Origin of the sequence: Bifidobacterium thermophilum (assembly GCF_037482445.1) — a bacterium.
GTDB classification, from domain to species: Bacteria; Actinomycetota; Actinomycetes; order Actinomycetales; family Bifidobacteriaceae; genus Bifidobacterium; species Bifidobacterium thermophilum_B.
On the sequence record NZ_JBBHLY010000003.1, the window covers coordinates 169388 to 182407 of the forward strand.

The window sequence follows — 13020 nt, forward strand, 5'->3', positions numbered from 1 at the left end:
AGCCCGGAGCGCCACTTTCCGGCGAGATTTGATCAGTCGCGCATGTCACGGCATGCAGGATGCGCGCGGAGACCAATGCAATGCTCCGGGCTCCCACACGCCCCACCACCGGACACGTATGTTGACTGATATAACCCCTATAACCCGAAAGGAAAACCCTGGCGGGAGAAGAGAAATCTGCCGAGAAAAGAGAAACCCGGCGGGGGAGAAGAGAAACCGCCGGGTCAGAGAGAAGAAGAGAAGGGATTGAATTATCGGGTTTGCACCCGGTCAGCGGCTGTCCGCTGATACCTTGTACTGTAACGGGCAAGTCATTGAACACGCCCGTGTTTCTCTGCGAATTGTCTGAGAGCCGTTCGCTCGCGGGAGAAAATCCGCGCCGGACGATCCCGTATTGGACCATCCCGCGTCGGACAATCCCTTGTCGGACGATCCCTTGTCGGACAATCGGTAATGTCATCCTTTGGCGTCCGGCGTCGGGAGACTCGCGTCGGGCGGCTTACCGCAAACGACCATGCAGAACGACCGGCTCCGCGTTCCCGTGCCAGGCAATCCTTGACCGGCAATCCGTGCCGATAGACGACGATAGGCGATAAAGATCCAACACGACACGCCATCCGCGCCTGCCCATAGCGTCGCCCGCAAGCTGATACGATGGCAGAAGTCGCGCACATGCGCGGTCAACAATAACTGAACCCCATAACTGAACCCCAATAACTGAATATGTCATCTTTACGCCGTGTATCGGAGGCGCTTGTTCCGGGATCCCAAGTCCCGGCACCAACAACGCAGTCGGTGGGTTAACAAGGCGTGATTGCAGAACCGGATGCAATCACCTTGCGTCCGGCCCCGTATACGAGCGTAAGGAGAAACGATGAAACGCATCATCGATCTTTGCAAGCGAGTACCGCTCCTACCCATCACCATCATCAGCGCATTACCGATTGCGCTGCTGTGGAGCTTCCGCCCTTGGGGCCATTCTCTCGGCTCCCTCGACCCGTCACTGGGCCAATACTTCATCATTGCGCTGGTCGCGTATACCGTCGTGGACACGATTATCGGCATGGTCGACGATTTACGGCACGGGCATGTAGGCGTTGATATCCTCGCGGTAATCGCGATTCTGTCCACGGTCGCCGTGGGCGAATACTGGGCTGCCTGGACCGTCGTGCTCATGGTCTGGAGCGGCGAAGCGATTGAGGAATACGCGCAATCCAAGGCGGAAAGCAACTTGACCGCGCTAATCAAGGCGGCCCCGCAGACCGCGCATATTGCCACGTTGCCGGGTGTCGGTTCCGCGGCCGGCAAGACGCAGCGCAGTGAGGAAGGCTTCCATAAGACCGCAGACGTGAGCAGTGCCACAGCCGGCGATTCGGCGTCCGATAGCGCGGCGTCCGGTAGCGTGGTATCAAGCGCGGCGTCCGGTGGCTCCGAACCCGACACTTCTGCACCCGGCAACGCTGATTCGGCGAAAACCGTGGAGAATCCGGCCGATTCCGCGGCATCCAACGGCAACATGCATTTCCGCACCATCCCGGTCGAGGAAGTCAAACTGGATGACGTGCTGACTGTGCTCCCCGGCGAAACCGTCCCCGTCGACGGCGTGCTGATGAGCGGCCAGGCGACTCTCGACCTGAGCAATATCAACGGCGAGCCGGTGCCCCGCGAGGTGTTCGCAGGCGCCCGCGTCATGTCCGGCGCGGTCAACGGCTCGACCGCATTCACGATGCGTGCCACCCAGTTGTCGCATGATTCGCAGTATCAGCGCATCCTTGAGCTCGTCTCGTCCGCGCAAAATTCCCGCGCGACCGTCGTCAAGACCGCGGATATTCTGGCCGTGCCGTTCACGGTGATTTCACTGGTAATCGCGTGCGTGGCGTGGGGCGTGTCCGGTGTGCCGACGCGGTTCGCGCAGGTGCTCGTGCTCGCCACACCATGTCCGTTGCTGATTGCAGCCCCGGTCGCGTACATGGCGGGTACCGGACGCCTGGCGAAGGCCGGGATCCTGATCAAAGCGCAGGAAATCCTGGAAAATCTTGGCCGCGTTTCGCATATCTTCTTCGATAAGACCGGCACGCTGACGGTCAAACAGCCACAGGTCGTGCGCGTTGATTTGCTGCCGGATGCGGGTGCTGGCATCCCGATGCGCGTCACCGAATCCGGTACGGTCGCCGCCGGTGCAGAGAACACTGAGGCCGCAGCTGGAGCCGAAACTGCCCGCGCCCGTATCGACAAGGACCATATCCTCATGCTCGCCGGGGTTGTGGAAACCTACTCCGTGCATATTCTCGCGAAAGGTATCGTGAAGGCGGGTGCCGCCGCGCTCGACCGTCTGCATGACCGCTTCGACAAGGGCAACCGCAATTGCGCGCAACCTGCAACCGATCCGGGGCATCGTCGCGGTGATTACCCGGTTGTCAAGGACATCCATGAGGATGCCGGCAAGGGTATTTCCGGCAAGGTCAACGGGCTGAACGTGAGTGTCGGTCGTTTCGCGTATGTCACGCAGTCCCAGGTGAATGCCGGGCTGCAGCCGCAATCCGCCACACCGCTAGACTTCTTCCCGGACAGCCGCTTCGGCGGTCTCGCGCCTGACGAAATGGCCACCTATGTGGCAATCAACGGCAAGCTCGCCGCCCGTATTGTGATGAAGGACATTCCGCGACCGAATGCGAAGGAATCGTTGCAACGCCTGCGTGAACTGGGCGTAGAGCATTTGACGATGGTGACCGGCGACAAGGAGCCCAGCGCTCGCATTATCGCCGACGAGGTCGGCATCACCGATGTGCATTCCGAGCTGCTGCCGGAAGACAAGGTGAATACGGTGCGTTCCGCCGCCCAGGACAAGGTCGCCCCGCAGCCGTGGTGGGATCGGATCATCCAGAAGCTGGTCGGCGAATCGACCACGCGCCCGGTGTCGATGATGGTCGGCGATGGCGTGAACGATGCCCCGGTGCTTGCGGCCGCCGATATCGGCATGGCGATGACCGACGGTACGACGACCGCCGCCTCGGAATCCGCGCAAGTGGTCATCATGAACGATGACATCGCGTGCGTGCCGAAGGCGATTGCGATTGCGCGCCGGACCAAGCGTGTCATGCTGCAGGCGGTAGTCGCTGGTTTGTCGCTGGCGATTGTCGGCATGGTGTGTGCCGCATTCAACCTGATTCCCGCGGTTGTCGGCGCGTTCCTGCAGGAGGCGATTGATGTGGTGTCGATCCTGTGGGCGCTGACCGCGCTGCTCGACCGCGAGTAGGGGGAGTCGGGCTTCGGGGTTGGTATTTGCCTGCTGTGTGACTCGCTAGTCGCACGGCGGCGGGATACGCCCCCGGTTCCTTCTTTCTCTGCTTGGTGTCTGCCCGTCGTGTGATTGACTGATCGCACGACGGGCAGTTTTGTGGCGGGATTCCGCATGGGGTGGCTGCTATCTGCCTGTGGTGCGATTGCCCAGTCGCACGGCGGGCAGTTTTGTGGCGGAATCCCGCTCGGGCGCTCGCTATCGGTCCGTGGTGTGACTGATCGGTCGCACCACGGACGAGTGCGTTGCGAGGTCTGGGCCCGGCGGCTGGTATTTGCCTGTTGTGCGACTGCCCAGTCGCACGGCGGGTAGTTTTGTGGCGGAATCCCGCTTGGATGGCCGCTATCTGTCTGCGGTGCGATTGCCAAGTCGCATGGTTGGCAGATGCATCGTGGAATCCGGTTCCGGCGCTCGCTATTTGCCTGTTGTGCGACTGCTGGGTTACGCGGCAGGCAGATGCGTCGGAGGATTCTGTTTGATTGTCTTCTATCTGTCCGTGGTGTAACTGGCCGGTCGCACGGCGGGCGGGTTGCCTAGGGAATTCTCTTGCTTTGTTTCGATATCTGTCCGCGGTGTGATTACCCAGTCGCACGACGGGCCAATACGTTGCGGGATTTGGCATCAGCGTCTGCTATCCGCCCGCCGTGTGATTGATTGGTCGCACAACAGCCGGATATGCCATGAAATTTGGTTGTGGTGGCTGATACTTTGACGTGGTGCGACTACCCAGTCACACCATGGGCAGGTACTCTCGTGGTTTCTGTCGTTCCACCGGCTTTCAGCGTTTTCAGCATAATGCACCGGTCATTGATGTGCCGGACATGAATGCGTTGCGCCAGGCATGAATGGCGTTATACCGCACCCTATCGGACGACAGGGTTTGCTGCATAGAATCGCGCGATGGAATCCTTGCCGATTGTCCGATTGCAGGGGTCGGCCGGCGAAAGCCCGGCACGTGCGTCCCGCCAAGGTGTCTCAGCGTGTGTGCGCTCGCTAAGCTGATTGCCGGTCTTTGACGCGAGCTGCCCGCATACCATGTCGATAAGCGTTTTCTCCTCGTCCGTCAGGCGTGGTGCGCCATCAGGAAGGAACGGGTCAAGCTCGCCAGCGTGGATGAGGAACAGATGACGGTGAAGATTGAACAGTGTCGGCGACACAGGCCCATTACGCCATGCCTGGAAGTCTTCGTCAAAAAGTGGAATGCCGCGTTTCGATAATGATTGGGCTTGGGAATAGAAACACAGTTTCTCGAGCTTCATGGTGCTCATCGTGCCGTTGTTCTGGAGTATGTATGCTGCGACATCGGTTATCGTTGTCATGCCACCCTCCCCTCTGATGCTTTTCTCTGCGATGTTGTCCTCTGTAATGTTTTCTGCGGTGCGTTACGATTGCCATTATCCGGAATCTTTGAGACATCCATGATACGCGTGGAAATGGACAAGGCAAGTTGTTGAGCCGGAGGTGAAGATGGACGTAAGTCGCAGGAAAGCGACAGTTGCGGGAAACGCTTTGCGCGACTGCTCACCGGAGTCGCAAGAGTATCAGAACGCGCTGGCAGTCATGCTCCAGTGGAGGGAGCAGCACATTGTTCCGACCCAGGAGAGCTTCCGGCGTCTTCTCAAGATTTCCAAGGAATTTCCAGGCAGCGTGGCGACATATCGATTAAAGCGTCAGCCGTCAATCCTATCCAAGCTGAAACGTCACGGAAATGCCTTCGAGCTTGGTGCCATTGATGACATTGGCGGTTGCAGGCTCATCGTCGATGACATGCGTCAGCTGGAGGATGCTTGCCAGCGGATGCATGACTTATTCCCGAACGCCAAGCAACCTAAGAACTATATCGATCGTCCGGAATCCAGTGGCTATCGCAGCTACCACGATGTCGTTCAAATCCACGCCGGTGAAGGAAAGAACCCTCTTCTCTACCGTGTTGAGATACAGATTCGTACAAAGCTTCAGCACTACTGGGCGACGACTGTTGAAGCCACCGGAGAAATATACAGTCTCGATCTCAAGACGCCAAAGCCTGAGGAGAGTCTCTCCGAAACAGAGAAACGCATGCGCGACTTCCTCCGTATTGCATCCACAGCCTTTGCAATAGAGGAGGGGACATCGATACCGGCAGGGTTCGAAGGCATGGACAGAGACACAATTGCCAAGACAATCCGTTCAACACCCGGTTTCATGGCATTGTTGGATGACCTTGAAGCATCAAGCGACACGGTTTTTCCGGTGCCGTGGTCCGAGAAAGTGCATACTGAAGGGGCAGGACTGTATCTGCTGGAGTTCTCTCGTGCCGAGCAAATCCTCAACATGAGCGTGTTTTCTGCGGGTGCACTTGATACTGCAATCCGCGCATATCAGAATGCCGAAAACGCCAGTAAGGCCAATGAGTCGACTCTGTTCGACAACGTGGTCCTTGTCTATGCGCAGAATCCCGACCAGTTGAAACTCGCCTATCCAAACTACTCATCCAATGTGCAGGAATTTGTCATGCGAGTGAAGGATTTCATTCAATGACAGACCACTTCGCCGGATTTCATGTTGATATTACGATTCCTGGGCGGTTGTGAATTCCGTGAAGTGTGCCAGTTAATGTTCATTGTTCCTCATTTGGTGAGTGCACGACATCGAGTCGGATTTGATCGAGTTGGATTTGGTTTCCTCATGTCGTGATGAGTGCTTGGTGCGATTGTTGAGTCGCATGGTGACGGGTTATTTGGGAATCCTTCCTTGTTGCCTTTCTATCTGCTTGTTGTGTGATTCGCTGGTCGCACGGCGGGTGGGTGTGTTGTGGAATCCGGTGCCAGTGTCGGCTATTTGCCTGTTGTGCGACTGCTTGGTTACACGGCAGGCCGATGCGTCGGAGGATTCTGTTTGATTGTCTGCTACCTGCCCGTGGTGTAACCGGCTGATCGCACGGCGGGTGGGTAGGCGGCGGGATTTGGGGCCAACAGCAGCTATCGGCCTGCGGTGCGACTGCCCGGTCGCACGGCACTCGTACATCTTCCGCAATTACCGAGGTTGCGTTAGGCTGGAATGCATGGTTGACGAACATGATGACAAGAACGGACTGCGGATTGCAGTGATCGGCGCCGGCCCGGCAGGCGTCTACTCGTCGGATATCTTCCTGCGCCAGCTGCGCAAGGAAGGCGAGAAGCTCGGCGTGGGCACGGTCGCCCGCATCGACCTGTTCGAGAAGCTGCCGGTGCCTTTCGGCCTGGTGCGCTACGGTGTCGCCCCGGACCATCCGAGCATCAAATTCATTGCGGACGCACTCGAGAAAACCCTCGACAACCCTGACATCCACCTGTACTGCGACGTGGAGTTCGGCAAGGACGTCACGCTGGACGATCTGCTGCAGCGCTACGACGCCGTGCTTTTCGCAACCGGCGCAGTCAAGGACAAGCCGCTGAATCTGCCCGGCGCGGACTTGGACGGCGTGTACGGCGCTGCGAAATTCGTCGAATGGTATGACGGCTACCCAACAGGCGCCCGCACGTGGCCGCTGGACGCGCAGCAGGTCGCCGTAATCGGCGGCGGCAACGTGGCAATGGACGTCGCCCGCGAGCTCATGCGCAACGCCGACGACCTCAAGGCCCGCACCGACATCCCCGACAACGTGTACGAGGGCATCAAGGGCAACAAGGCGCGCGAACTGCACCTGTTCATCCGTCGTGGCGTTGCACAGGCGAAGTTCTCCGTGCAGGAGTTGCGCGAGATGGAGAAGCTGCCGGGCGTCCAGCTGATTATCAACGAGGACGATTTCGAGCTTGACGACGACACCATTGAGGAAGCCGGCAAGAACAAGCTGACCCGTCAGATGGTCGAGGAGCTGTACGCGATCCGCGAAATGGCTGAAGACATGGAAGATGACGGCGACGTCGATTTCGAAGGCAACCCGGCGGACCGCAAGTACTACGTGCACTTCAATTCTGCGCCGACCGAGGTGCTCGGCGAGGACGGCAAGGTCAAGGCGATTCGCGTGGAACGCACGGAAACCGGTGCCGACGGCGTGATGCACCGCACCGGCGAGTTCACCGACTACCCCGTACAGGCCGTGTACCATGCCATCGGCTATCAGCCGGCCACTGCGCCCGGTATTGCGTATGACGAGCGTCACGCGCACTTGGCGAACGCGGGCGGCGACGGCCGTATCACCACCGAGGCCGATGGCGGCGACGTGCGCGACCGCCTGTACGCGACCGGCTGGGCGAAGCGCGGACCGGTGGGCCTGATTGGCTCTACGAAGTCCGACGCCCTGATGATCGTCACCAATATGCTCGAGGACCTGTCGAAGGCCGCCGAGGGTGGCCGTATCGCCCCCGACCGTGACCCCGAATCCATCGACCGCCTGCTTGCCGAGCGCGGTGTCAAGCCGATTGATTTCGCCGGCTGGAAGCGGATCGACGCGTTCGAACGCTCCGAAGGCGCGAAGGAAGGCCGCGAACACAAGAAGGTCATCGAGCCTGAGCAGATGCGCGCGCTCGCTCACGCTGAGTAGCGTTGCTGGTTGGCGCTGCTGAGTAGTGTTGCCGGGCAGCGCTGGCGGGCAGCGTTGCTGAGTAAGGTTGTCAAGTTACCCGGATTGGGTATCGCTGGCTGAGCAACGTTGCCGGTAACGCCGGCAGTCCGGTATGCTGCACGCTGAGCTGAAGGCGTAGCATCGCGCAGCCCAATCAGCGAAGCCAAGAAACGGTGGTGTCGCAACGTTTTTCGTATGTTGCGACACCGCCGCCGCGCTATCCGCAGGCATGACGTGCCATTCATCAAGCGCGTATTCAGAAAAAACTCAGAAGCGGCTTTTAGTGTGAACACCATGAACGGCAACATGAAGGTGCATGGTCACTGCAACGGCTTGAAAACAGTCTTTCTGTTCGGGCTGATGTGGGCTATCATCATGCTGATTTGGTGGCTGACCGGCGCGAGTCAGGACACGCTGGTGGTGTATCTCATCATCGGCGTGGCCAGCACATTCATCTCATACTGGTTTTCGGATCGCATCTCCATCGCATCGATGGGCGCGCGTCATGTCTCCGAGCAGGAAGCGCCTGAACTGTACCGGATTGTGCGCGAACTGTCCGCCCGCGCCGGCAAGCCCATGCCGCGCATCTACATCGCGCCGACCATGAGCCCAAACGCTTTCGCGACCGGCCGCAACGAGCATCACGCCGCCGTCTGCTGCACGCAAGGCATCCTGCAGATTCTCAATGAGCGCGAATTGCGCGGCGTGCTCGGCCACGAGCTCATGCACGTGTACAACCACGACATCCTCACGTCCGCTATCGCATCCGCCATGGCGACGGTCATCACGTATCTCGGCTATGCGCTTATGTATTTCGGCGGTGGCGATGATGATGACCGCGATTCCGGGCCGCTGGGCTTCCTGGGGGTCATATTGAGTGCTATTCTCGCGCCGATTGGGGCGTCGCTGATCCAGCTTGCGATTTCTCGGACGCGTGAGTACGACGCCGACGAGGACGGCAGCAAGCTGACCGGAGACCCTGAGGCGCTCGCATCCGCGCTGTACAAGATTTCGTACGGCGTCAAGGAACATCCGATGGCCGCGACCGCTGGAAATCAAAGCACCGCAGCCATGATGATCGAAAGCCCGTTCAGCGAGGAAGGCTTCCAGAAGCTCTTTTCCACCCATCCGCCGACCGCCGACCGCATCAACCGGCTGATGCAGATGGCCCACGAAATGCACGGCGCCGCCGTCACCATGCCGGGCGAGACCCCGCAGGTGCCCTACCAGCAGACCGCCCAGCCCGCTTACTCCCAGTACGGCCGCTGACTATTGACGGTGAGGCGGTTGCCGGGTGTCGTCAGAACCTTCTGCCGACGGTGAGGTGGCTGCGAGTGTCGGTAGAAGCCGATACCGACGGTGACGGTGTGCTGAGTGTCGGTAGAGTCTTTTGTGGACGCTGGCAGCGTGCTGGGCGTCGTCAGAACCTTCTGCCGACGCTGATGGTGTGCTGAGCGTCGGTAGAAGCCGATACCGACACTGAAACCTATCCCACCGTCGGCAGAAGCTTGTACCGACGCTGAGAATCGGGCGGTTGTGACGGCTTGGTGCCGGCGAGTCGATTATCGCGTTCCGGCGATTTCTTCGATGGTAGGCTGGATGGCTCGTGTTCGTGCCGCCGCCATCTTGACCGGCAGACGCGCGCGATGACAGCGAATGTGGATGAAAGGATTCGGCCGTGGCACAAACTTGGCGACAGGAAGTTCAAGAATCCCAAGACATCCAAGGACTTCCCGGCGACGTTGCGATCAATGACGTTGCGGTCAATGATGTTGCGATTGATGACGCCGCTATCGGTGTCGCGACCGGGCAGGCCACAGTACAGTCCGCCACGCGTGCGATTTCGCGGCATCGCACGTCAATCGGCATCGTATCGCTCGCGCTTGCGGTCGTCGCGCTCGCTATCATCGAAGGCTTGATTTTGCGGTCCAATACGGCAGATCACGTTGCCGAAATGCGGCTGATTCTTGCCGCAGGCGCACGTTGGGCGGCGTTCGTTCCGGCCGCGCACACCATCGCCGTATGCTTCTCCGCGGTGGTGGCCGTGCCGGTGATTGTCGTGCTGCTTGGCGTGATTTGGGCGGTAACGCGCAGCGCCGGGCAGATGTTGCGGGGGCTGGCCATGGCCGCGTTGCCGATGGCGGTCGTCGGTCTCATCAAAACCATCGTCGACAGGCCGCGGCCGAGCACCGCTCGAGGCGCATTGATGCCCGACCCGAGCTTCCCCAGCGGACACACTGCCTGCTCGGTGGTGGTCGTGTCGCTCGCGCTGTTCGCCTTGCATGTCATCGATGTGCGAATCAAGGATTCCCGCCGATTGGCCGACTCGGCCACGGGTAAATCCCGGATTCCCAGCCAGACCGGCCAGATCGATGCCACCAATCAGACTGCCGCGACTTCTGCAACTGTCGAAACCGCTGCGAAAGGCGCGACTTCCGCAACTGCCGGAACCCGCGCGACCGCAGGGGCCGACGCATCATCACCGCGATCGCCGCAACCGTTGCAAACGCCGCTCATCTGGCGTGTTCTGCGGACCGTGCTGACGGTCATCCTGGTCATCGTGCCGTTCGTTGTCGCGCTGTCCCGCGTGATTTACGGCGTGCATTACCCGACCGACGTGTGCACATCGCTCGTTCTGACACCCGTTCTCGTGTGGTGCGTGTACCGGTTGTGCGATCCCGCGCGGTGAGTGGCGCGAGTGCGTCGGGCGCGGTTGGTTGCGTCGGCGCGCGAATCGCATCGGCGGCTGCCGGTATGATGGCAAACGCCAATCGGCACAAGGCTTTGGACAGGAGATATCATGCAGCGTGACATCGTGAAGGACAGGACGTTCCTCGCCCGGAAATCAGCGCCCGCGACGGCGGACGATGCGGCGGTGATCGCGGACCTGCGCGATACCCTCGCCGCGCATCATGACGATTGCGTCGGCATGGCCGGCAACATGATCGGCAGTTTGACGCGCATCATCATCGTCACGATGGGCGAGAAAGACGTCATCATGGTCAACCCGGTGATTATCAAGCGTTCCGGCATGTACCTCACGAAGGAGAGGTGCCTGTCGCTGGAGGGCGTGACGCGGGTCAAGCGGTACGAGAACATCACCGTCGCCTGGCAGGATGACGCCTTCCACAGGCATGTGACCAGCTACGCCGGGTGGGTTGCGCAGATCATCCAGCACGAGGTCGACCACCTTGACGGCATTCTGGTGTGAGTTTGGCGGTGATTGTGGTCGGCTGCGGCGATTGCGGCCGGTTGTGGTTGCGGTTGTTGCCGTCTGCAGCCAATAGTGAGCGAATCCTCGCACGATGACCTGCGGCCAACTGGAATCGGGCTGATTGGAATGGCACGGGCGCCAGAATGTGAGCGGATCCTCACACGGTGACGGTCGGAGGTCGTGGATCTGGCTGATGTTGGTCTGTCGGGTGTCGTTGTGTGAGCTGATCCTCACACGATGACCTGCGGTCTATTGGTGACTTGTTGATTTGGGTGGGATGGGTGTCAGTATGTGAGCCGATGCTCACACGGTGGCGGTTGGGGCCGTTGGATTGGCTGATTCAAGTGGTTGCGTCGGCCATTGTGTGAGTGGATCCTCACACAATGCCGGAGGAGGGTGTGGGGGCTAGCTGATTTTTGTCTGTCAGGTGTCGTTGTGTGAGTCAATCTTCGCATGATGACGCGTGAAGGACGGAATGTCGGGGGATTTAGGCCGCCCAGGTGCTGTTGTGTGAGTCAATCCTCACATGGGTGCGGTCGGTGTCGTCGGATTCGCTGCTTTGAGTGGTTGTGCAGTCCGGTGTGTGAGCCGGTCCTCGCACGGTGGCGGTCGGAGGTCACAGGCGAATTGATTTTGGCTGTTCGGGGTGTCGTTGTGTGAATCAATCTTCACATGATGACCTGCAGCTGCCGGGGGCTGGCTGATTTGGGTTCGCCCAGGTGCCGTTGTGTGAGCAAATCCTCACTCACTGCCGGTCAGCCGTGCTCGCCGCGCCAGCCGAATCCGTCGCGTCAGCAGCGTTCGTCGTCCCCGGCACCCGTTCCGCCCGCGCTCGCGCCCGTCGCGAGAACCACACGTTGAGCAGCGAGCCAGTGACCACAAGCACCACGCCAATCCAGAACGGCAGCCCAAGCGCGACTCCCAACAGCAGGGTGCTGGACGCGGTCGAGAACACCGGCGTCGCATAGGATCCGATCGCCAGTGTTTCCATATTGCCGTGCAGCATGCCATACCCCCAGCACGCGTATCCGCCGGCAATCGACACCGCGCATGCAATCAGCGCCAGATACCCGCCGAGTCCGGGAGCCTGCGGGGGAAGCCCGTCACTGGACGCAAAATGGATGACCCACAGCGCGACGGCCACGCAGCAGAAGAAAATCGTCGTGCCGTCATACCCGTCGGACATCGTCGGCGAGATGGCCGCGTACACCGACCAGATCAGCGCCCCGGCGAAGGCAAGCGCGAACGGCAGCGGATTCGACGCGATATTGCGCAGCGCCGACTGCACGTCCAGACTGTTGCCGCCCACCGCCATTGCCACGCCGACGGTCGCGATGATGGCTCCCGGCAAGGCCTGCCAGACCGCGCCTTGCCGTTTGGACAGCGCCGCCGTGAACAGGACCAGCAGGGTCGGCCACAGGTAGTTGACGAGGCTGACTTCAACGGATTGTTCGGCGGTGGTGGCGAGTCCGATGGACAGCGAAATCGAGGCTTCGTATGTGACGAACATGAGGCCGCCGAGCAGCAGATAGCGTCGGGGCGCTTGGGAGAGTGGTTTCGGGTGTCGGGTGAGCATGAGCAGAATGCCGCCGACCGTGTAAATCAGGGCCGATCCGAGGGTCGCGCCGAACGCGTCTGCGACGAGTCGCACCAGACCTGCCATGAAGCCCCACAGCACAATCGCGAGTAGGCCGATTACCGTGCCGCCATGCGAAATCGCGTGGCCGAGGAGCGGGTTGGCGGCGGCGTCGGTGGTGCGGTTCGGCATGGCTTGGGCTCTCCTCTAGGGTTGCTGGGCGCGCGGTCTTGTTCGACGCACGTTGTCCGTTGTCCGGTACTCGGTCTGGACAGGTGTGCGGAAAGTGCGTTGGAGCGGAACGAGAGAGCGCATATCGCTAGAAACACTGTACCGCCTGGGTGTGCACGCCGGGTGACGGCCACTCGACCGGCAGACGAACAATCAGGCGAAACTGCCGCCCGAAA

8 protein-coding genes are annotated in these 13020 nt (G+C 60.3%); 6 read left to right on the top strand and 2 right to left on the bottom strand.

Going from position 1 to position 13020, the window contains the following annotated elements:
- Nucleotides 1-874 precede the first annotated feature (874 nt).
- Nucleotides 875-3256 (top strand): HAD-IC family P-type ATPase, encoded by a 2382-nt coding sequence (locus WD012_RS03400; protein ID WP_339562386.1) that lies wholly within the window; start codon nucleotides 875-877, stop codon nucleotides 3254-3256.
- 905 nt (nucleotides 3257-4161) lie between these two features.
- Here the strand turns inward: WD012_RS03400 and WD012_RS03405 are convergent.
- Nucleotides 4162-4617, bottom strand: coding sequence for a Panacea domain-containing protein (locus tag WD012_RS03405; protein WP_339562387.1), 456 nt, complete (start codon nucleotides 4615-4617; stop codon nucleotides 4162-4164).
- 148 nt (nucleotides 4618-4765) lie between these two features.
- Here WD012_RS03405 and WD012_RS03410 point away from each other — a divergent pair, with 148 nt between their 5' ends.
- The 5 genes from WD012_RS03410 to WD012_RS03430 all read left to right on the top strand — a co-directional run bounded on the left by WD012_RS03410 (nucleotide 4766) and on the right by WD012_RS03430 (nucleotide 11034).
- Complete coding sequence (locus tag WD012_RS03410) at nucleotides 4766-5818, top strand: RelA/SpoT domain-containing protein (protein WP_339562388.1); 1053 nt, start codon at nucleotides 4766-4768, stop codon at nucleotides 5816-5818.
- A 523-nt stretch (nucleotides 5819-6341) separates the two neighbouring features.
- On the top strand, nucleotides 6342-7802 hold the full coding sequence (locus tag WD012_RS03415; RefSeq protein WP_339562389.1) for an FAD-dependent oxidoreductase: 1461 nt from the start codon (nucleotides 6342-6344) through the stop codon (nucleotides 7800-7802).
- A gap of 315 nt (nucleotides 7803-8117) precedes the next feature.
- Nucleotides 8118-9092 (top strand): zinc metalloprotease HtpX, encoded by a 975-nt coding sequence (gene htpX, locus WD012_RS03420; RefSeq protein WP_339562390.1) that lies wholly within the window; start codon nucleotides 8118-8120, stop codon nucleotides 9090-9092.
- 409 nt (nucleotides 9093-9501) lie between these two features.
- The gene (locus WD012_RS03425) at nucleotides 9502-10512 is read left to right on the top strand and encodes a phosphatase PAP2 family protein (protein WP_339562391.1); all 1011 of its coding nucleotides are present in this window, start codon (nucleotides 9502-9504) and stop codon (nucleotides 10510-10512) included.
- Nucleotides 10513-10623: 111 nt separating this feature from the next.
- Nucleotides 10624-11034: a peptide deformylase gene (locus WD012_RS03430; RefSeq protein ID WP_339562392.1), complete on the top strand. Its 411-nt coding sequence runs from the start codon at nucleotides 10624-10626 to the stop codon at nucleotides 11032-11034.
- Between the two features lie 748 nt (nucleotides 11035-11782).
- Here the strand turns inward: WD012_RS03430 and yddG are convergent.
- Nucleotides 11783-12805 carry an aromatic amino acid DMT transporter YddG gene (gene yddG / locus WD012_RS03435; protein WP_339562393.1) on the bottom strand — a complete coding sequence of 341 codons (1023 nt, stop codon included), beginning with the start codon at nucleotides 12803-12805 and terminating at the stop codon, nucleotides 11783-11785.
- Between the last annotated feature and the right edge of the window lie 215 nt (nucleotides 12806-13020).